The 17,943-nt window shown below is 62.7% G+C and carries 22 protein-coding genes; 3 read left to right on the top strand and 19 right to left on the bottom strand.

Annotation, left to right across the window (positions count from 1 at the left end; translation table 11 throughout):
* Positions 1-23: 23 nt before the first annotated feature.
* The 9 genes from hemB to BQ4888_RS12700 form a co-directional block, all read right to left on the bottom strand.
* The gene (gene hemB / locus BQ4888_RS12740) at positions 24-1,001 is read right to left on the bottom strand and encodes a porphobilinogen synthase (protein WP_092057639.1); all 978 of its coding nucleotides are present in this window, start codon (positions 999-1,001) and stop codon (positions 24-26) included.
* Positions 1,002-1,094: 93 nt separating this feature from the next.
* On the bottom strand, positions 1,095-1,481 hold the full coding sequence (locus BQ4888_RS12735) for a HEPN domain-containing protein (protein ID WP_092057638.1): 387 nt from the start codon (positions 1,479-1,481) through the stop codon (positions 1,095-1,097).
* Positions 1,468-1,797 carry a nucleotidyltransferase domain-containing protein gene (locus tag BQ4888_RS12730; RefSeq protein ID WP_092057637.1) on the bottom strand — a complete coding sequence of 110 codons (330 nt, stop codon included), beginning with the start codon at positions 1,795-1,797 and terminating at the stop codon, positions 1,468-1,470. The genes BQ4888_RS12735 and BQ4888_RS12730 overlap by 14 nt, the downstream gene beginning before the upstream one ends.
* A gap of 222 nt (positions 1,798-2,019) precedes the next feature.
* Positions 2,020-3,582, bottom strand: coding sequence for a uroporphyrinogen-III C-methyltransferase (gene cobA, locus BQ4888_RS12725; RefSeq protein WP_092057826.1), 1,563 nt, complete (start codon positions 3,580-3,582; stop codon positions 2,020-2,022).
* A gap of 185 nt (positions 3,583-3,767) precedes the next feature.
* Entirely contained in the window at positions 3,768-4,730 is a 963-nt protein-coding gene (hemC, locus tag BQ4888_RS12720) for a hydroxymethylbilane synthase (RefSeq protein ID WP_092057636.1), read from the bottom strand.
* Positions 4,731-4,747: 17 nt separating this feature from the next.
* Complete coding sequence (hemA, locus tag BQ4888_RS12715) at positions 4,748-6,043, bottom strand: glutamyl-tRNA reductase (protein ID WP_092057825.1); 1,296 nt, start codon at positions 6,041-6,043, stop codon at positions 4,748-4,750.
* Between the two features lie 20 nt (positions 6,044-6,063).
* Positions 6,064-6,909, bottom strand: a complete 846-nt coding sequence (gene ccsB / locus BQ4888_RS12710) for a c-type cytochrome biogenesis protein CcsB (protein ID WP_092057635.1) — start codon at positions 6,907-6,909, stop codon at positions 6,064-6,066.
* Positions 6,906-7,604 carry a precorrin-2 dehydrogenase/sirohydrochlorin ferrochelatase family protein gene (locus BQ4888_RS12705; protein ID WP_092057634.1) on the bottom strand — a complete coding sequence of 233 codons (699 nt, stop codon included), beginning with the start codon at positions 7,602-7,604 and terminating at the stop codon, positions 6,906-6,908. Before BQ4888_RS12705 ends, ccsB begins: the two co-directional genes overlap by 4 nt.
* Complete coding sequence (locus tag BQ4888_RS12700) at positions 7,601-8,176, bottom strand: phosphoheptose isomerase family protein (RefSeq protein WP_170232864.1); 576 nt, start codon at positions 8,174-8,176, stop codon at positions 7,601-7,603. The genes BQ4888_RS12705 and BQ4888_RS12700 overlap by 4 nt, the downstream gene beginning before the upstream one ends.
* Positions 8,177-8,353: 177 nt before the next feature.
* Here BQ4888_RS12700 and trxA point away from each other — a divergent pair, with 177 nt between their 5' ends.
* Positions 8,354-8,683 carry a thioredoxin gene (gene trxA, locus BQ4888_RS12695; protein ID WP_092057632.1) on the top strand — a complete coding sequence of 110 codons (330 nt, stop codon included), beginning with the start codon at positions 8,354-8,356 and terminating at the stop codon, positions 8,681-8,683.
* 59 nt (positions 8,684-8,742) lie between these two features.
* Here the strand turns inward: trxA and yjgA are convergent, their stop codons facing one another.
* From yjgA to dapF, 6 genes are read right to left on the bottom strand one after another with little or no spacing between them, the layout of a single operon-like run.
* Positions 8,743-9,270 (bottom strand): ribosome biogenesis factor YjgA, encoded by a 528-nt coding sequence (yjgA, locus tag BQ4888_RS12690; RefSeq protein WP_092057631.1) that lies wholly within the window; start codon positions 9,268-9,270, stop codon positions 8,743-8,745.
* Entirely contained in the window at positions 9,270-9,719 is a 450-nt protein-coding gene (dtd, locus tag BQ4888_RS12685) for a D-aminoacyl-tRNA deacylase (protein WP_140396658.1), read from the bottom strand. The genes yjgA and dtd overlap by 1 nt, the downstream gene beginning before the upstream one ends.
* A 1-nt stretch (position 9,720) precedes the next feature.
* Positions 9,721-10,581, bottom strand: coding sequence for a deoxyribonuclease IV (locus BQ4888_RS12680; protein WP_092057629.1), 861 nt, complete (start codon positions 10,579-10,581; stop codon positions 9,721-9,723).
* Positions 10,581-11,222 carry a pyrimidine 5'-nucleotidase gene (locus BQ4888_RS12675; protein WP_092057824.1) on the bottom strand — a complete coding sequence of 214 codons (642 nt, stop codon included), beginning with the start codon at positions 11,220-11,222 and terminating at the stop codon, positions 10,581-10,583. The genes BQ4888_RS12680 and BQ4888_RS12675 overlap by 1 nt, the downstream gene beginning before the upstream one ends.
* Positions 11,223-11,227: 5 nt before the next feature.
* Entirely contained in the window at positions 11,228-11,641 is a 414-nt protein-coding gene (locus tag BQ4888_RS12670; RefSeq protein WP_092057628.1) for an HIT family protein, read from the bottom strand.
* Entirely contained in the window at positions 11,638-12,477 is an 840-nt protein-coding gene (dapF, locus tag BQ4888_RS12665) for a diaminopimelate epimerase (protein ID WP_092057627.1), read from the bottom strand. The genes BQ4888_RS12670 and dapF overlap by 4 nt, the downstream gene beginning before the upstream one ends.
* Before the next feature lie 163 nt (positions 12,478-12,640).
* On the opposite strand from dapF, the gene BQ4888_RS12660 reads away from it, so the two are divergent.
* Both BQ4888_RS12660 and BQ4888_RS12655 read left to right on the top strand, forming a co-directional pair.
* Complete coding sequence (locus BQ4888_RS12660) at positions 12,641-12,862, top strand: hypothetical protein (protein WP_092057626.1); 222 nt, start codon at positions 12,641-12,643, stop codon at positions 12,860-12,862.
* On the top strand, positions 12,859-13,476 hold the full coding sequence (locus BQ4888_RS12655; RefSeq protein ID WP_092057625.1) for an MBL fold metallo-hydrolase: 618 nt from the start codon (positions 12,859-12,861) through the stop codon (positions 13,474-13,476). Before BQ4888_RS12660 ends, BQ4888_RS12655 begins: the two co-directional genes overlap by 4 nt.
* A 71-nt stretch (positions 13,477-13,547) precedes the next feature.
* Here BQ4888_RS12655 and BQ4888_RS12650 read toward each other — a convergent pair whose 3' ends face one another.
* From BQ4888_RS12650 to BQ4888_RS12635, 4 genes are all read right to left on the bottom strand, one after another.
* Positions 13,548-14,876, bottom strand: coding sequence for an RDD family protein (locus BQ4888_RS12650; RefSeq protein WP_092057624.1), 1,329 nt, complete (start codon positions 14,874-14,876; stop codon positions 13,548-13,550).
* 33 nt (positions 14,877-14,909) lie between these two features.
* A complete protein-coding gene (locus BQ4888_RS12645) occupies positions 14,910-15,650 on the bottom strand; it encodes a 16S rRNA (uracil(1498)-N(3))-methyltransferase (RefSeq protein WP_170232863.1) in 741 nt (246 codons plus the stop codon).
* A gap of 41 nt (positions 15,651-15,691) precedes the next feature.
* Positions 15,692-16,615: a 50S ribosomal protein L11 methyltransferase gene (gene prmA / locus BQ4888_RS12640; RefSeq protein ID WP_092057622.1), complete on the bottom strand. Its 924-nt coding sequence runs from the start codon at positions 16,613-16,615 to the stop codon at positions 15,692-15,694.
* Positions 16,616-16,714: 99 nt separating this feature from the next.
* Positions 16,715-17,800 carry a ribonuclease Z gene (locus BQ4888_RS12635; RefSeq protein WP_092057621.1) on the bottom strand — a complete coding sequence of 362 codons (1,086 nt, stop codon included), beginning with the start codon at positions 17,798-17,800 and terminating at the stop codon, positions 16,715-16,717.
* Between the last annotated feature and the right edge of the window lie 143 nt (positions 17,801-17,943).

The following is a 17,943-nucleotide window of genomic DNA, read 5'->3' as shown; positions in this document are numbered from 1 at the left end:
GAGTCGGCGCGTGTTCCTTCGGCCTAGCGGCCGAGAAGCAGGCGAGCCGCTTCCTTGGCGTGATAGGTGATGATGATGTCGGCCCCGGCCCGTTTCATGCCGATCAAAGTCTCCATGACGATCCGGTCGTTGTCGACCCAACCGTTGGCGGCGGCGGCCTTGATCATCGAATACTCGCCGGAGACGTTATAGGCCACCAGGGGCAGGTCGAAGCGATCCTTGATGTCGCGGAGGATGTCGAGGTAGGCCAACGCCGGCTTGACCATGAGAAAATCGGCGCACTCCTGCACGTCGAGGGCCGCCTCGCGAATCGCTTCGCGGCGGTTGGCCGGGTCCATCTGATAGGAGCGGCGGTCACCGAACTGGGGGGTCGAATCGGCGGCGTCGCGGAAGGGGCCGTAGTAGGCGCTGGCGTACTTTACTGCATAGCTCATGATCGGGATCTGCTCGAAACCGTTGGCGTCGAGGATCTCGCGGATCGCCGCCACCCGGCCGTCCATCATGTCCGAAGGGGCGATGATGTCGGCCCCGGCGCGGGCGTGGGAGAGGGCCTCGGCGGCGAGCAGCTGGAGGGTTTCGTCGTTGTCTACGTCGCCGTCCTTGATCACCCCGCAATGGCCGTGGTCGGTATATTCGCACATACAGACGTCGGTGATGACGGTGAGCTTCGGTACTTCTTTCTTGATCGCCCGGATCGTCTCCTGGATGATCCCGGTCTCCGAGTAGGCATCCTGGCCCAAAGCATCCTTGATTTCGGGAATGCCGAAAAGAATCACCGCCGGAATGCCCAGTTCATAGACCTCCTTGGCCTCGGCGACGATGTGTTCGATGGACTGCTGATAAATCCCTGGCATCGACGGAATCTCTTTCTTGATCCCGGTGCCAAAGGCGGAAAACATCGGATAGATCAGATCGTCGACCCGTAGATGGGTTTCCCGCACCATGCGGCGGATATTGTCGTTGCGACGCAGACGGCGGGCGCGGTATTCGGGGAAGAACATGAATCAAAACTCCTTTGGCAAGTGAATTTATCGTTTACCGGTTGTTAAACATATATTCCACGGAGCTGGCAAGCACAAGGCCCCTGTGAATAATCATTCACCCAAGAGCCCCTCGCAACTTGCAACCAACCCTTGAATGCGGGCAAATAAGGCCGGCCGGTCTAAGTCATCATCCAGGGCCTCGAAGGATTCATATCGAAACTGAACGGCGAAAGCCGTCAGAGAAACCAGATCCCACAAGTTGTCGGCGGTGATGCCGGCTTCCTCCAGCAGCACGATCAGGTGACGGATGTTGTGAGATCGGGGGATTTCCCTTCCGGCCAGGGCCAGCCGGCTTTTCAGACATTTCTCCACCGCCTGTTGGGCGTGAAACCCAAAAATTTCAAGGGGAAAGGCTTGGGCATCGAGCATGTTGCCAAGGGCCTGGAGATCGCGTTGACCGGCGGTCAAAAAAAGGCGGGCGGCATCAATGTCGGGCATAAAGGACCGTCCCTTCACGCAGAGCGCGACCGATCACATGATGGGGTGAATCCTTCCATTTCTTGATTTCATCGCGACTGTAGATAAGCAGGTCGGTCGCATGGGGAAGTCGCCCCAAGGCGGCTTCCAGTCGGCCGATTTCCACCAGCCGGCTACGCTCTGGTCCGAAAGGCTCGGTTTCTATGACCAGTAGATCGATGTCGGAATCCGGTCGACCCTCGCCCCTGGCCAGGGAACCGAACAAAATGATTTCTTCGGGTTGGGCCGCAGCAACCAATCGTTTGACGATTTCGGGAAGAACTTTTTCGACCGTCATCGAACTCCTCTGTCTCTTTATTCTTGAAAAATCTTAGCGTTTTTACTAGCCGAGGCGAGTGCTTGGCGTTGATTTGGAACAGTATCCCAGCTATGCCGCCTCTCAGGCTTGTTCCAAGTCATAACCATTGGGATCCATCATTAAATAACACAGAACGTCATCAGGCGCACAATTTTCTATAGGACAATCAAGGGCGGCTAGCCAGAGCTTGGGAACCAAAGATTATGAAAAAGATCCGCCTGCGAAATACCCCACAATCCCCTCTACCAGGGCCTCCAGAGTGTATTCGGTGGGTTCGACGGCGACTTCCAGGCCGTGCTTGCGGCAGGTTTTGGAGGTGATCGGGCCGATGGAAGCGACGGCGACGCCTTTAAGGCGGGCGGCCAGATTGTCGCCAAGCAGAACCGCGAGGTTGTCGACGGTGGAAGAGGCGGTGAAGGCGACGCAGTCGATCTCGCCCGCCTCCAGGGCGGCGCGGGCCGTCTCCGGCAGGGCGGCGGGGACGACGTTGCGGTAGAGGACGGGAGCGATGACGGTGGCGCCGAGTTTGGTCAGTTCCGTGGGGATCACTTCCCGCGCCCGGTCGGCCTTGGGGAAGAGGATTTTTTTATCCTGCAGATCGGTATCCGCCAGCGCCGCCACCACCCCTTCGCCTTTGAACTCGGCGGCGACGAGGTCGGCGCGCAACCCGTGCGCGGCGAGAAAGGCGGCGGTCTTGGGGCCGACGACGCAGATCCGACAAGAGCCCAGGGCGCGGGCGTCGCGACCGAGTTCGGCCAGGCGCCGAAAGAAGCAGCGCACGCCGTTGGCCGAGGTGAGAATCAGCCAGTCGAAGGTTTCCAGTTCGGCGATGGCGCCGTCGAGTTCGTCATAATTCTCCGGCGCGACCAGCTCGATGGTCGGTGCCTCGATGACTTCGGCCCCTCGCGCTTCGAGAAGCGCCGTCAGTTCGGCGGCCTGGTCGGCGGCGCGGGTGTTGAGAATACGTTTGCCGAAGAGGGGGCGGTTGTCGAACCAGCGCAACTCCTCCCGCAAGCCGACCACCGAACCGACGATGATGACTGCCGGCGGCTTGATCCGGGACTGGGCCGCCTGCTCGACCACATCGCCGAGGGTCGCCGTCAGGGTCTGCTGTTGCGCCGTGGTCGCCCAGCGCACAATCGCCACCGGGGTGTCGGCGGGGCGGCCGTGTGCCATCAGTTCCCGGGCGATCAGCGACAGGTTGGCGATCCCCATATAAAAGACCAGGGTGCCGACGGCGCCGGCAAGTTTCTCCCAGTCGAGACTCGACATCTTCTTTGCCGGGTCTTCATGGCCGGTGATGAGGGCGAGGCTGGTGGTGTGGTCGCGGTGGGTGAGGGGGATGCCGGCGTAGGCGGCGGCGGCGAAACCGGCGGTGACGCCGGGAACGACTTCGAAGGGAATCCCCGCCCGGCGCAGACAAAGGGCTTCCTCGCCGCCCCGGCCGAAGATGTAGGGATCTCCCCCCTTGAGGCGGGCGACGGTCTTGCCCTCCCCGGCTTTTTCCACCAGCAGGGTGTTGATCTCCTCCTGGGAGCGGTGGTGGTTTCCACCCTTTTTCCCGACGTAAAGATGTTCGGCGTTGGGGGCTTCGCGCAGAAAGGCGGGATTGGCCAGATAGTCGTAGATCACCACCTCGGCCCGGCGCAGGCATTCGCGTCCCTTGACCGTGATCAGGCCGGGATCGCCGGGCCCGGCGCCGATGAGATAGACGATGCCTGGTTTCAAGAGTTCACCTGCCGTAAACGGATAGGGGCGACGCATGCGCCGCCCCTGGGGATCATTCGCCATGGAGACTAAGAGGTTGTTGAAAAAATCGTTTTCCAAGGCTGATCAAAAATGCCCAGATGCAAGGCGGACGAAATCCTGAGGAATAAGGCGTACCTGAAAGGTACGTCGTTGACGAGGGGTGAGGACAACGCCGCAGATGGGTGTTTTTCATCAGCCTGTTAAACGTCCTCGCGACCGACGTTGAAGGTCTCGTGCTTATAGACCTCGTTGAGAATTTTCCCGGCTCCCTGGATGATCAGGTCGTCGGCCAGGGAAATGCCGACCTTTTCCGAATCTTCCGGCTTGCAGACGACGGTCTTCTTGAGGAATCTGGCGCCGTCGACGCTGGCGACCACGCCGGTCAGGGTCAGTTGGCCGTCCTTGACCTCGCCGTAGGCGCCGATGGGCACCTGGCAGCCGCCTTCGAGACGGCGCAGCACCGCCCGCTCGCCCTTGACCGCGGCGGCGGTTTCCGGGTGATTGAAGAAGTCGATGAGGGCATTGACCTCGGTATCGGCGATGCGCGATTCGATGCCCAGCGCCCCCTGGCCGATGGCCGGCAACGACACGTCGGTCGGCAGGTATTCGCCGATCTGCCCGGTGAAGCCGAGACGATGCATGCCGGCGGCGGCCAGCACCACGGCGTCGAGGTTGTCTTCGGTGAGCTTACGGATGCGGGTCTCGACGTTGCCGCGAATATCGACCATCTGGAAATCGGGACGCAGATGCAGCAGCATCGCCTTGCGCCGCAATGATGAAGTGCCGATGCGCGCCCCTTGCGGCAGATCGCGGAAGCTTTTGAAGCCGGGTCTGAGGACCACGATATCGCGAGGGTCTTCCCGCTCGGTGATGCAACGCAGGGCCAGACCTTCGGGGAAAAAGGTCGGCACATCCTTCATCGAGTGCACGGCGATGTCGATCTCGCCGCGCAGCATGGCTTCCTCGATCTCCTTGACGAAGAGCCCCTTGCCGCCGACCATCGCTAGCGGCACGTCGAGGATTTTATCCCCTTGCGTCTTGATCTTGGTCAGGGTGACTTCGAGCCCGGGGTGTTTTTTCTCCAGTTCAGACTTGACCCAGTTGGCCTGCCACAGGGCCAGCTGGCTGGCGCGAGTACCGATACGCAGTGTCATTTTTTCCATGAATGCCTTATGTCTCCTTAGCTGATTTCGCTGTCGTCTTCTTCCTGGGCGATTTCCAGATCGAACAGGGTCCGCACCGCATCGACGTAGTCGCTCCCCGAGGCCGTTTCCTGGTTCTGCTTGAGGACCGAGGTCGGTGGGTGCAGCATTTTGTTGACGATGGCGGCGGTCAGGGCTTCGATCGCCTGCCGCTCTTTGGGGCCGAGATCCTTGAGATTGGAAAAGGTTTTCTGGAGTTCTCCCTGACGGATTTCCTCGAACTTCTTGCGCAGGGCGACGATGGTCGGAACGACATCACGATTCTCCAGCCAGCGGCTGAACTGACCGATCTCCTGGTCGATGATGACCTCGGCCTTCTTCGCCTCTTTATGCCGTTCCTTGAGGTTGGCCTGCACCACCCCCTGCAGGTCGTCGACATCGTAGAGATAGATGTTGTCGATCTTGTTGACTTTGGGGTCGATGTCGCGAGGGACGGCGATGTCGATGAGGAACATCGGCTTGTTCTTGCGCTGGCGGATGACCTCTTCCATTTTTTCCTGGCCGAGGATGAAATGGGGGGCGCCGGTGGAGGTCAGAACGATATCGACCTGATGCAGGCGCTGGGGGAATTCCTCGAAGGGAATGGCCTGTCCCTGAAACTCTTCGGCGAGTTTGATCGCCCGCTCCAGAGTGCGGTTGGTGACCATCACCGAAGCGGCGCCGTTGTTGAGGAAATGCCGCGCCGCCAGTTCGCACATTTCGCCGGCGCCGATGAGCATGACTTTCTTGCCGTCGAGGCTGCCGAAGATCTTGCGCGCCAGTTCGACGGCGGCGAAAGAGACGGAGACCGCATTGCTGGCGATATCCGTTTCGGTGCGCACCCGCTTGGCCACGGAAAAGGCCTTGTGCAGAAAGCGGTTGAGCACCGAGCCGACGGTCTTGTGCTCGGTGGCGTAGCCGTAGGCGGTCTTGATCTGCCCGAGAATCTGCGGCTCGCCGATGACCATCGAATCGAGGCTGGATGAGACGCGGAAGACGTGGCGGATGGCTTCTTCCCCCTGGTAGTCGTAAAGATGCTCCTCCAACTGCTCAGCGGGGATGCCGTGATAGGCGGCGAGGAAGGCCTTGAGCTGGCCGACGCAGGCCTCGGGAGCGTGAGTGCCGGCGTAGAGCTCCACCCGGTTGCAGGTTGACACGATGATCGCCTCGGCCACCGCCGGCAGGGCGCGCATCTCGTGCAGGGGGCGACCCATATCCGTGGGCGCAAAAGCGACCCGTTCGCGTATTTCCACGGGGGCGGTCTTGTGACTCAGCCCCACGACAATGATGTTCATCATGGTGAATTCCGTATTCCCTAAGGTCCTTCCATGGCCTTGAAGCTGTGCAGATCCGAAAGCAGCAGATTGACGCCGAGGAAGGTGAAGAGCAGGCACAGAAAGCCGAGGATGGCGAAGATCGCCGCCCGCCGCCCGCGCCAGCCGACGGTCAGACGACCGTGCAGCAGGGCGGCGTACAAAAACCAGGTGATCAGCGCCCAGGTCTCTTTCGGATCCCAGCGCCAGTAGCCGCCCCAGGCGGAATTGGCCCAGACCGCGCCGGAGATGATGCCCATGGTCATCAGGGGAAAGCCGAAGGAGAGGCACTTGTAGTTGATGCTGTCGAGCACGTCGAGGGGGGGCAGACGGTAGTAGAGAGCGCTGAATTTTTTGCTTTTCAGCATCCGTTCCTGCAGCAGGTACATGACCCCGGCGACGAAGGCCACGGTGAAGACGGCGTTGCCGAGAAAGGCCAATGTCACATGCACCGGGAACCACCAGCTGTCGAGGGCGGGATTGAGCTCTTTCATCGCGGTGGGGGCGGTGGAGCCGATCAGCATGAGGATCACCGCCAGTGGGCAGCTGAAGGCGCCGAGGACAGTCATGCGGTAGCGGATATCGAAGAGCAGGAAGATGCCGACCAGGGTCCAGGCGAAAAAAGAGAGCGATTCGTGCAGGTTGGCCACCGGGGTGTAGCCTGCTTCGAGATAGCGGGCAAGGAGGGTGGCGCAATGCAGGGCGAAGCCGCCGACCAGGATCCAGCGGGCGGCCTTGCCGGTTTTGCCGGCCTTTTCCTTCCGTCGAACCACATCGACCAAGTAGAGGACGGTCGCCACGGAATAGAAGATCAGGGTTATTTTGAACAGCAGGATGTTGACACTCATGGCATCCCTTTCGGCAGTTGAATCCCGAGATCGTCGAGGGTGCAGCCTCCCTCCGGCAGGGTGGCGAGGAGGGCGTCGACCCCCGCCTCGTCGCCGGCGGCGACCCGCCCGGCCAGCCCGGCGGCCAGAAGTTGGCGTAAAATCTCGTGATTGTATTTGGTTTGTTCCAGAGGTGTCAACCGCTTTCGGCGCAGCGCGGCGGCGATGTCGAGAACCGTTCCCCATTCGGGACCGAAGTGTTCGGCCAGTCGATCCCGCAGAATAGCGATCAAGGCCGGGCTGCGGCCGCCGCCGGCGACGCTGAAGAGCAGATCCCCCCGCCGCAGATTGGCGGGCAGGATGAAATCGCTGTCGGGTCCGTCATCGACGCGGTTGACGGGAATCCCACGGCGCCGCGCCTCGGCGGCGACGGCGGCGTTTATCGTCGGGTTGTCGGTGGCGGCAAAGGCCAGGAAGGCGCCTTCCAGGTCGCCGTCCCGATAGGGGCGTTCCAGGAACTCCAGAGCGTCACCCGCCGGCGGCACGGAAGTGGCAGCGGCGTCGATCAACCGTATCCGGGCTCCGGCCCGCAACAGCCCGGCGAGCTTGCGCCGCCCGACGGCGCCGCCGCCGACGACGACGCACAGCCGTCCGGAAAGACTGAGTTGCAAGGGATAGAAAACGGGCGCGGCCTTTACTTCCACATCGGTCGTCATGTGCCGAAGAGCTCCCCTTCGACCAGCTCGCACAGCATCTGCCCCATGAACAGGCCCATGTCAAGCAGGCGCGTGGGGGCTACGGTCTTCAGCGCAAAGAGGAAGTCGACCTCTTCTCCCGCCAGGGGCGCCCCTTCGGGAACGATCAGCGCCGTCTTGCACTCCAACTGCCGGGCCAGCGGCAGAAGGTCGAGCAGCGCTTCGTCCCGGTTGCTGTCCGCCAGGACCAGCAACAGGTCGTTGTTGCCGGCCAGGGCCCGCAGTTGGCGGGAAAAGTACGCCCGCCCCTGGCCGTCGCGGAGCATGCAGGCGGCCAAGGAAGGATCCCGTCCCAGGGCCAAGGCCGGCAGGGAGGGGCGCTCAAAGCTCAGGCGATAGAGAAAAAGGTCGGCGACGAGTTCGGCCACCGTTCCGAGCGGGCCGGAACCCGCCAGGAGCAGCCGTCCTCCCTGATTAAAACCCGCCACCAATTCCCCGGCCAGGCGTTCCAGCCCCTCGCCGTGGCCGGCGAGGCATTCGCCGAGCAAAGCCGTCTGTTCCTTGACCGCCAGATGAATCTTGGACTGCTTCATACGCTCTCCGCCACTTGAAGTCATCGGCATGATAGGGGCCCCCCAGGCGCCTGTCAAGGTTCGGGGGACGAGAGGAAAACCAAATAATCCCTTGATTTTTTCAAGGGGTGTTCTATCATTGCGAAAGTTGAATCAATCGAATCGCATCTAAAAACTTCACGGCAAGGAGACTCCATCATGGCCAGCGATAAGGTCGTCCAGCTTTCCGATGACAGCTTCGAAAACGAAGTCCTCAAATCCTCGACCCCGGTTCTAGTCGATTTCTGGGCCACCTGGTGCGCCCCCTGCAAGGCGATCGGCCCGGTCATCGACGGCCTCGCCGGCGAGTACGACGGCAAGGTCAAAATCGCCAAGCTCAATGTCGATGAAAACCCCGCCACCCCCGGCCAGTACGGCGTGCGCGGCATTCCCACCCTGATTCTCTTCAAAGACGGCAAGATCGTCGACCAGCTGGTCGGCGCCGCCCCCAAGAGCCAACTCGAAAACCTGATCAAGAAAGCCCTGTAATTCAGGATTTTCCTCAGCGAACCTGAGCAAAGGCCCGCTTTCCGGCGGGCCTTTTTGCGTCAGTCGTCGGCAGCGGCCGCTTCCGATGCGGCGCGCAGACGGCGAAAGATTTCCCGATAGGCCTTGCGATCGTTTCCGGCATGCACCGCCCGGGCGAGACGGGCGAGGCCGGCGCGGTCGATAGCGGGAAGCAGCCCCTCGGCCTCGACCAGGGCGGCGGCGCTCTGCTCGGGATCGCAGATCCGGTCGCGCAGTTCCTCCAAGAGATGAAAAGCCTCTTTGTCCTGCCGCTGGACCTGGTCCAGGCCCTCCAGAAATTCTTGAATGACCGCCGCCTCTTCGTCATGGCGGCGCAGAACCCCAGCCAGATGTTTCATTTGCCGTTTCCGCGCCCCGTGGCTTTCCGTTCGCCGCGCCAGCTCGATTTCTTCACGTAGTTCCGACGGCGCCGGTACCTTGGCCCAGGTCGCCTCCGGCAGCTCAATCAACTGGGCGGCGACCGTTTCCACCGCCTTGGCCGCGCGTTTTTTCGCCGAACGGCTCGGGCCGCTCCACTGGGGGATTTCGTGTTCTTCGTCGTGGGACATCAAAATTCCTTCCGGCTGTCGAGCAGCAGAGTAACGGGACCGTCATTGACCAGATGCACCTGCATCTCGGCCTGAAAAATCCCCGTGGCCACGGTCAGGCCGCGCTCGCGCAAGAGCGCGACGAATTGCTGGTAGAGGGTGTCGGCCGGTTCCGGCAGCGCCGCCCGGGAGAAGCCGGGGCGGCGGCCTTTGCGACAATCGGCCAGCAGGGTGAACTGGGAAACCGCCAGAATCTGCCCGCCGACATCCTCCAGCGAAAGATTCATCTTCCCGGCCGCGTCCTCGAAAATACGCAGCTGCGCCGACTTCTCCGCCAGGTAGCGGGCATCGTCGGCGTTATCCCCCTGCTCGACGCCGAGGAGGATGAGCAACCCCCGGCCGATCTCCCCCACGCTCTTGCCATCGACCTCGACCCGGGCCGAGGCTACCCGCTGAAGCACCGCGCGCATCTCAATCCCCCTGTGCCAGTTTCCGCAACAACGTCAGATTGATACGATCCCAGGCGTCGTCTTCCCCTTTGGGGGTTTCGAGGATCTTGGGGATCGCCGTGAAGCGCGGATCCGTCATCAGCGCGGCGAAGCCGGCACGACCGATGGCCCCCCGACCGATCTGTTCGTGGCGGTCGACCCGGCTGCCCAGGCCTTTCAGGCTGTCGTTGAGGTGAAAGGCGCGGATACTTTCGACACCGACGCGGCGGTCGAATTCATCCATCACCAGCCGATAGCCCTCGGGGCCGGCGAGGTCATAGCCGGCGGCAAAGGCGTGGCAGGTATCGAAGCAGACACCGAGGCGGCCCTGGGGCACCCGCGCCAGAATTTCCGCCAGATGCTCGAAACGCCCCCCGAGGTAATCCCCCTGGGCGGCGGTATTTTCCAGCAGTACGCCGACCTCGGCGGGGCTGTCGGCAAGAATCTCCTGCAGCGCCGTCACGACCCGCGTCAGTCCGGCCTCCTCCCCCTCTCCACGGTGTGAGCCGGGGTGCAGGACCAGCCAGGGGATGCCGAGGCGGGCGCAGCGCTGCAGTTCATCCAGAAAAGCGGCCTTGGATTTCTCCCAGAGTTCGGTGTCGGGCGCGGCCAGGTTGATGAGGTAGCTGGCGTGGGCGAGGACCGGTCCGATGCCGCTTTTTTCCCAGGCAGTACGAAAAGCCCGGGCGCTAGCATCGTCGATCGCTTTGCCTCGCCATTGGCTGGCGTTCTTGGTGAAAATCTGCAGAGCCGTGCCACCGACCGCCTCTGCCCGGGCGAAGGCCCGGTCCAGACCGCCGGCGATGGACATATGGGCGCCGAGAGGGTGCGGGCAGGCTGGCATCAGAAGGAGACGGGCAGGGCCGGAAGGGCGGCGAGAGCGGTCGGCACCTGCGCCGCGCGGTCGATACGCACGTCGACGAAATCTGCCCCTGGGCCGGCGCCGACGAGCACGGTCCTCATCCCCAAAGCCTTGGCGGTGCGCAGGTTTTCCTGGGAATCCTCGATCATGGTGCAGTCGCGGGCGTCAACCCCGAGCTCCGCAACGACCTGATGATAGGGAGCGGCGAAGGGTTTGGGCTGATACTGGGCGACACGGATGTCGAAGATGCACTCGAACTGGTCGCGCAGACCGAGGTGCGCCAGCACCCGCTCGGCGTGGCCGGTGGAGCCGTTGGTGAAGACCGCCTTGCGCTGGGGCAACTGTTGCAGCGCTTGGCGCAGTTCCGCGTCGGGATCGAGCCGGGAGGCGACGTCGACATCATGGACGTAATCGAGGTAATCCTCGGGATCGACCCGGTAGTGGCGGATCAGCCCTTGCAGGGTCACGCCGTACTCGGCCCAGTAGCGGCGGCGCAGGCCGTCGACCTCGGCGGCGGGGATGCCCACCACCTCACTCATGTAGCGGTTGATGCGCACGTCGATGAGGGAAAAGAGCTCCCGTTCCGGCGGATAGAGGGTGTTGTCGAGATCGAACAGGAGCATGGCGGTCAAAGTCCCAGGGCGCGGCGGATGCGGCCGGCGGCTTCTTGGTAGTCACTTGGGTTGAGAGTCTTTTCCTCGTGGGGTTCGCTCCAGATCGGGCGCGGCCAGAGGGGGTCGTCGATAAAGCGCGGCACCAGATGCCAGTGCATGTGCGGCACCATGTTGCCGAGCAGTTCATAATTCATCTTGCTCGGCCGATAGACCTCGGCGAGGGCCGCCGCCACCCCGTTGACCTCTTCCATGAGGCCTGCGCGCGTCGCCGGGTCGAGATGAAAGAGTTCGGTCAGGTGCTTTTTGGCGAAAACCAGGCAGTAGCCGGGGAAAAACTGGTCGCGGTTGAGCTGCACGTAGCAGTGCTCCAGCTCGGCCACGCGCAGCTCCGGTTCGTCCTGCCAGCGGGTACACATGGGGCAATTCATTGGGGTTGATAGTCTCCCTCGAAAACCTGCACCGCCGGGCCGGTCATGTAGATGTCACCATCCTCGGCCCATTCCATCTCCAGATCGCCGCCGCGTAGGTGGTTGAGCAGCCGACGGTCGGTGCGGCCGGTGAGTACGCCGGCCACGGTCACCGCCGAGGCGCCGGTGCCGCAGGCCAGGGTCTCGGCGGCGCCCCGCTCCCAGGTCCGCTGGCGCACCTCACCGGAGGCGAGGACCTGGACGAACTCGACGTTGATCCGGCGGGGAAAGCTGGGATGGTTCTCGATGGCCGGACCGTAGAGTTCGACGGGAAAGGCATCGACATCATCGACAAAGATTACGCAATGGGGATTGCCCATGGATACGCAGGTAATCGCGAAGGTGCGGTCAAGTACGGCGAGGGATTCCGCTACTACCTGCTCGGCCTCGGGGCCAGCCATGGGAATCAGGGAGCGCTTCAGCACCGGTTGCCCCATGTTGACCCGCACCCGCTCGACCTTGTCGGCGGCGTTGGTGAAAAGCTGCAACGGTTTGACCCCGGCGCCGGTCTCGACGCGGATCTCCTTGTTCGTTACCAAGCCGTGATCGTAGGCGTACTTGGCCACGCAGCGGATACCGTTGCCGCACATCTCCGCCTCGCTGCCGTCGGCGTTGAACATGCGCATGCGCACATCGGCCACTTCGGACGGCAGGATGAGGATCAGGCCGTCCGAGCCGATACCGAACTGGCGGTTGCTGACCGCCTGGGCCAGCGCCGCCGGATCGGTGACCTCTTCCGCGAAGCCGTTGACATAGACATAGTCGTTGCCGGCACCGTGCATTTTCGCGAATCTCATGAAGAAAAGGCTCCTTGCCCCGGTTTTGGTTGAGAAAAAGAGAGAACTGAATTATAAGCGATGTACCGGGGGGTCACAAGGACAAAACCCGCCGGCGAGCGGATCGCGCATTTCGTGCTATCCTTAAAAACCCAAGCGAATTCAATATAAAGGAGAAAACCGCATGGCTTTTAATCTCAAGACCAAGGTCTGGCAGACCGGCGCCCTCGACTGGTGGGGGATGATCGGCGGCGACGACGTCTATCTCGGCAGCCGCGAGTTCCCCTTGCCCCCCGACGAGGGGGATCGTTGGCACGTGCTCAAGACCGGCGACATTTTTCAGATCGTTGATGGGGAAATCTGTAAAATCGGCCACGAAGAACCGAAGGTTCCCGAGTGGCTGTGAGCCCGTTGGAAGTGGTCCAGATCGCCGCCGGCGAGATGGCCAACTTCGCCTACCTGATCTACTGCCCCGCCACCCTCGAGGGGGTGGCGGTCGACCCCTCCTTCGCCCCCGACCGCCTGCTGGATCAGGCCCGACAGCTCGGCGTCAAGCTGAAGCTGCTCATCAACACCCACGGTCATCGGGATCACGTCGCCGGCAACGACACCGTCTTGTCGGCCAGCGGAGCGAAGCTTGCCGGACATCCCCTCGATCTCCCTCAGGCTGACCTGCGCCTCGATGAGGGAAGTCGCATCACTCTCGGCGACGGGACGATTGAGGTTCTGCACACTCCCGGCCACACCCCCGGCTCCATCTGCCTCTACGCGCCGGGTCTGGTCGTAACCGGCGATACCCTTTTCGTCACCCGTTGCGGGCGGGCGGACCTTCCCGGCAGCGATGTCCGGGAGCTTTATCGCAGCCTGTGCCGCCTCGCCGCCCTTCCCCCGGAAACGCGCGTCTATCCCGGCCACGACTATGGACCGCAGCCGGTCTCGACCATCGCCTTCGAGCTGGAGCACAATCCCTACTTGCGCTGTCCGGACCTCGATTCCTTCATCCAACTGCGCCAAGGCTGAAAAACACGAAGCGCGCCCCCTTGGAGCGCGCTTCGTCGTTTTCGCTTCTTCCCCTTTTTTGCATCGGGCAGTTATTCCGCCGTCTCGTCTTCCAAGCTGGCCGCTACCACGCGCGTGCCGGCAAAGAGGTCGTTCCAGCCCCGCCGCCGCGCCGAGAGAATGCCAAGAAAGCCCAAGCCGCCGACCAGCAGGGCGAAGAGCCCGCCGGTGCTACGCAAAAAAGCCTGGGGCAGATCGAGGGGTGTGCCCTCGTCCGTCTCGACGCGCAGGCGCAAGAGCATTTTGCCGGGGGTCTGGCCGACGAGAAAGTGGAAGAGGGTGAAATAGCTGAAGCTCAGGGAAAAACCGACCAGAAAATAGGGGATGGCCAAGCGCAGCAGGGATTCGAGGGAGGGCAGCAGTCGCCCGGAGACTCCCGGCGTCAGCGCCCGTTCCCCGGCGATCAGAAAGAGAAGGAGGACGCCGCCCAAAAGGAGCAGATCCACCCCCAGGGCCAAGGCTCGGGGAAGGATCGCGGCGACTTTCGGCTCGTCGTCCTCGGCCGTGGTGGCCGCCTTGGATATGGACGTGCGCGGAATTTCGGCGGCACTGGGAAGCGCAACCGCTCCCATCATGGCCGCTGTCGCTGAGTCTTCCGCCGTTCCGGCAGACGCGGTGGATAGCAGGGAAAGGGGCTGGAGATCGACTTCGGGAACCGGGCTCTCCATCTCCGGTTCCCGCACCTCAAAAGGGTCGCGAGGGGCCTCCTGCCCCTTGGTTTTGACGGTTTCCGTTTCGGGAGGAAGGGGAGACTCGCCCTCGAAGTCCCAATCGGAAAGACTATCCATGTCGAGAGGATCGGAGGGGTCTTCCGGTTCGACCGCCGCCGTTTGCTCCAGCACCGGCAATTCCGTATCCCAGGAGAGGTCGAGACCGAAGCTTTCATCGCCGGCGGCCGTTTCGACGGCTTCCTCCACCTCATCGCCGCCGGTCGCTTCCTTCAGGGTTTCGTCTTCGGCATTCCAATCGAAGGCTTCACTATCGAAGGCCCCCTTGCCGGCGGAAGGCGCGACCTCGTCCGGGAAGGGAGATTCGGCACTGGCGGGGATCGGCGCGCTCTCGTCGGCGCCGGGGGTTTCATCCATGAAGTCAAAACCGAAATCGGTCGCATTCGTAGCTGTCGCGGTTGCGGCCGTCGCTGCGACAGCGGTCACGGCGGCAGTCGTTACCGACGCCGACGGTTCCGCTTCGAAGGCAAAGCTCTCGCTAGTGGCGGCGGGTGCGGCCGCCCCGTTCTGACGCTTGGGAAAAATCAGGCTGCGCAGATTGAATTTGGACTTGAAGGCGGCGAGATCGTTGCCGCACTTTCGGCAGCGCTCCAGATACTCGAAGCTGTGATAACCGCATTTCGGACACTTCATAGGGGCTCCTTTCGTCAACCAACGAACCGGCGCTTATGCTGCCGGCGCGCCCAGATCTCCATAAATGTACTGCAAGATGCTTGCCACCGCAAACCCAGCCGTTTCGCTGCGCAGAATGCGCGGGCCGAGGCGTACCGGCAGAAATCCGAAATTTCGGGCCAGTTCCGCTTCCCGCGGGCTGAAGCCGCCTTCGGGTCCGACCAGCAAAGCCACCGCCGATGGCGGGGAGGGCGGCAGAACCTCGGCCAAGGGGCGGCTCTCCTCTTCCCACAACATCAGCCGCAGGGGCTCGGCGCAGGACCCGAGCGCCAGGGCGAGGGGCTGGATTTCATCGAGCTGGGGGATGACGGGACGGCGGCACTGACGGGCGGCTTCGCGGACAATTTTTGTCCAGCGTTGGTGACGTTTTGCCTGACGGCTGTCAACAGGATGACAGACGCCGCGCTCGCTGAGAACCGGGGAGAAGACGGTGATTCCCAGTTCGGTCCCCTTCTGCAGCACCAGTTCGAGTTTGTCGGCCTTGGGCAGGGATTGGATGAGATGGATGGGCAGGCCGTGCTCGGCCTCGCGCCAGCGTTCCAGTACCCGAACCTGGGCGCCGCGCGGCCCGAAAGCGAGCAGCCGGGCCCGGCAGACCGCGCCCGCGCCGTCAAGGAGAAGCAGTTCCTCCCCCGGCGGAAGGCGCAGCACCCGCCCCAGATGATGGCCGACGTCCTCAGGCAGCAGCCCTTCATCGCCGGCGATAAGTTCGGGGGGAACAAAAAAACGCTGCATCGGTCTTTCCGGCAACAGCGGCCGACGTTCGGGTGGGAAAACTAGGCGGGTTTCCGGTAGCGGAGGCAGACCCATTCGGCTTCATGGGTGACTTCCGGGCCATGCAGATCATAACGGGCAAAGGCCTGGGTGACCAGGGCTTCCTTTTCCTGCAGGATGCCGGAGAGGATCAGGGCGCTGCCGGGGGCCAGCCGCCGGGTCAGCTCATCGCCGAGACGGATGTTTTCCTCCGCCAGGATGTTGGCCAGGATCACGTCGAAATCGCCTTCCAGCGACTCCAGCGGGGCGCCGGTGATCTCCACCCGGTCGCCGACCCCGTTCAGCTCGACATTTTCCCGGGCGACGCGGCAGGATTCCTCCTCGATGTCGCAGCCCAGAACCCGCCGGGCGCCGAGGGCGGCGGCGGCGATAGCGAGGATGCCGCTGCCGGTGCCGACATCGAGAACCCGCGTCGGCACGGGGGCCTGATCGTAGAGACCGGCCAGGGCCTCCAGGCAAAGGCGAGTGGTGCCGTGGGTGCCGGTGCCGAAGGCCATGCCGGGATCGAGATTGACCACCACCTCGTCGCCGGCGGGGGACCAGTCTTCCCAGGTCGGCTTGACGATCAGCCGTCGCCCGATGCGTGTCGCGCTGAAGTGCTGCTTCCAGCCCTCCGCCCAGTCCTGTTCCTGGACCGGCCGACATTGCAGGGAGAGGGGCAGCAGTCCCGGAGCCAGTTGGCCCAGCCATTCGAGGCGCTCCGTCACCTGCGTGCGCAGGGTCGTCTCATCTCCCTCGGTGGGGAAGTAGGCGCTGATGCCGTAGCGCTCCGGTGCGTCGGCGTCGGGATCGGGGGCGACGAAGGTATCCAGCGTCCGCTCCTCGACAGTAATTCCGGCGCAGCCGAGCTCCCCCAGTTCATTGCACACCAGGTCGAGCCCGCTCGCCGGCACATCGATTCGTATTTCGTACCAGGTCGTTTTCATCCGTCCTCTTTAGCAAAGAAGCCAGGGCAAGGCAATAAAATCCTGCCGAATAAACCGCTTGTTGGCGATTGCTAATCCGCTGTCTGTCGTCATCCTCGATCAATAGCCCAACAGCGCCCGGGCTTCGTGGGCGTGCAGAGGGCGGGGGGCCAGGTGTTCGGGGAGGGTGAGCAGCTTTGTTTCGGGGGGCGGCGCGAGTTCCGCGTACAGTTCCGGACTGCGTCTCAGGTAGGTTTTGGAGAGGTGCATGGGCAGAAAGGCGCGCGGGCGCAGTTCGGCGAGGAGGAGATTCCAGTCGGCGGTGCCGAGGTGGCGGGAGGCGCGGGCCTTGTGGGTTTCTGCCTGCAGAAAGGCGCACTCTCCGACCAGCAGGTCGACCCCGGCCATAAAATTCCGGACCTTCGCCAGGTTTTCCGGCGACCAGCCCCAGTCGGTGAGGTAGCCAATACTCGGCATCGCTGGCGTGGCTCGGATTTGCCGATAAAAGACCTCCGCATCGGCGACGCTTTCCTCCCGCGCACCTTGCGCCGTGCTTCGGGTGATGCGCAGCGGCGGCGCTTTCGGCCAATCTGCGAAAAAGCGCCGTTTCAGTTCCGCCAACCAATCCCCCGCCACCAGGCCGAGCGCCGCCAGTTTGGTTCCATCCAGGGCGAAGACTTTTCGCTCCCAGACCCGAAAGGCGAGGACCGGAATGCCGTGATCGAGGATTTCCGCCGCCACTTCCAGATGGTTATGGCGGTAGATGAGATTCCCCGGGCGAGGCGTCGCGCCCAGTTTGTGGCGGCGGAAAGCTTCCGGGCCGGAGAAGTGGGCGGAGATCATCTGTTCCGGGTGGACTTCATGCACCAGCAGGGTACACCAGTAGGGTTCGGCTAGATTCCAGTCGTAGCCGGCCAGTCGCGCCGCCACCCGGTCGGCCATCCCCGGAGGGCCGAACAGCTCGACGGTGCGGGGGCTGGCGTGAACCTGGCGGAGAAAGGCGTCAAAACCCATGAAGTGATCCATGTGCGCGTGGCTGACGAAGATGGCGCGGATCGGTTTCATCTCGCGTTTGGCGACCTGATGGAGGGCGCCGCAGTCGAGGAGGATGCTCTGGTGGATAGGGCGGTCGCGGATTATCAGGCAGGGATCGTCGATGAGTCCGGCAAAAAAGGTCGGTTCAAGAAAGCGAAAAAAGCGGGGCATGGCGGTTTCTCCATGGACGTTTCCTCAAGCTTAGCGCATTCGGAGGGAATTGACTCGGTTTCTCCCCCATCCCCTGCCGCCAGGGAAAAATCTGTTATTATTTGCCGGACAACGATGTTAATATCCGCATTTACTTTTTAATC

This window comes from Desulfuromonas acetexigens, from assembly GCF_900111775.1.
GTDB classification, from domain to species: domain Bacteria; phylum Desulfobacterota; class Desulfuromonadia; order Desulfuromonadales; family Trichloromonadaceae; genus Trichloromonas; species Trichloromonas acetexigens.
Note: the sequence above shows the minus strand (reverse complement) of the source record. Positions and strands in the feature narration are given on the sequence as shown.

Excerpts from the sequence above, each read along its gene's own strand:
- BQ4888_RS12680 (WP_092057629.1), bottom strand. The coding sequence starts at position 10,581 with ATGCCAGCCTGCCCGCACCCTCTCGGCGCCCATATGTCCATCGCCGGC.
- BQ4888_RS12705 (WP_092057634.1), bottom strand. The coding sequence starts at position 7,604 with ATGACGACCGATGTGGAAGTAAAGGCCGCGCCCGTTTTCTATCCCTTG.
- ccsB (WP_092057635.1), bottom strand. The coding sequence starts at position 6,909 with ATGAGTGTCAACATCCTGCTGTTCAAAATAACCCTGATCTTCTATTCC.
- trxA (WP_092057632.1), top strand. The coding sequence starts at position 8,354 with ATGGCCAGCGATAAGGTCGTCCAGCTTTCCGATGACAGCTTCGAAAAC.
- dapF (WP_092057627.1), bottom strand. The coding sequence starts at position 12,477 with ATGAGATTCGCGAAAATGCACGGTGCCGGCAACGACTATGTCTATGTC.
- cobA (WP_092057826.1), bottom strand. The coding sequence starts at position 3,582 with ATGCGTCGCCCCTATCCGTTTACGGCAGGTGAACTCTTGAAACCAGGC.
- BQ4888_RS12670 (WP_092057628.1), bottom strand. The coding sequence starts at position 11,641 with ATGAATTGCCCCATGTGTACCCGCTGGCAGGACGAACCGGAGCTGCGC.
- BQ4888_RS12645 (WP_170232863.1), bottom strand. The coding sequence starts at position 15,650 with ATGCAGCGTTTTTTTGTTCCCCCCGAACTTATCGCCGGCGATGAAGGG.
- BQ4888_RS12650 (WP_092057624.1), bottom strand. The coding sequence starts at position 14,876 with ATGAAGTGTCCGAAATGCGGTTATCACAGCTTCGAGTATCTGGAGCGC.
- BQ4888_RS12635 (WP_092057621.1), bottom strand. The coding sequence starts at position 17,800 with ATGCCCCGCTTTTTTCGCTTTCTTGAACCGACCTTTTTTGCCGGACTC.
- prmA (WP_092057622.1), bottom strand. The coding sequence starts at position 16,615 with ATGAAAACGACCTGGTACGAAATACGAATCGATGTGCCGGCGAGCGGG.
- yjgA (WP_092057631.1), bottom strand. The coding sequence starts at position 9,270 with ATGTCCCACGACGAAGAACACGAAATCCCCCAGTGGAGCGGCCCGAGC.
- hemC (WP_092057636.1), bottom strand. The coding sequence starts at position 4,730 with ATGGAAAAAATGACACTGCGTATCGGTACTCGCGCCAGCCAGCTGGCC.
- hemB (WP_092057639.1), bottom strand. The coding sequence starts at position 1,001 with ATGTTCTTCCCCGAATACCGCGCCCGCCGTCTGCGTCGCAACGACAAT.
- BQ4888_RS12700 (WP_170232864.1), bottom strand. The coding sequence starts at position 8,176 with ATGAAGCAGTCCAAGATTCATCTGGCGGTCAAGGAACAGACGGCTTTG.
- BQ4888_RS12675 (WP_092057824.1), bottom strand. The coding sequence starts at position 11,222 with ATGCTCCTGTTCGATCTCGACAACACCCTCTATCCGCCGGAACGGGAG.
- BQ4888_RS12730 (WP_092057637.1), bottom strand. The coding sequence starts at position 1,797 with ATGACGGTCGAAAAAGTTCTTCCCGAAATCGTCAAACGATTGGTTGCT.
- dtd (WP_140396658.1), bottom strand. The coding sequence starts at position 9,719 with ATGCGCGCGGTGCTTCAGCGGGTAGCCTCGGCCCGGGTCGAGGTCGAT.
- BQ4888_RS12660 (WP_092057626.1), top strand. The coding sequence starts at position 12,641 with ATGGCTTTTAATCTCAAGACCAAGGTCTGGCAGACCGGCGCCCTCGAC.
- BQ4888_RS12735 (WP_092057638.1), bottom strand. The coding sequence starts at position 1,481 with ATGCCCGACATTGATGCCGCCCGCCTTTTTTTGACCGCCGGTCAACGC.
- hemA (WP_092057825.1), bottom strand. The coding sequence starts at position 6,043 with ATGAACATCATTGTCGTGGGGCTGAGTCACAAGACCGCCCCCGTGGAA.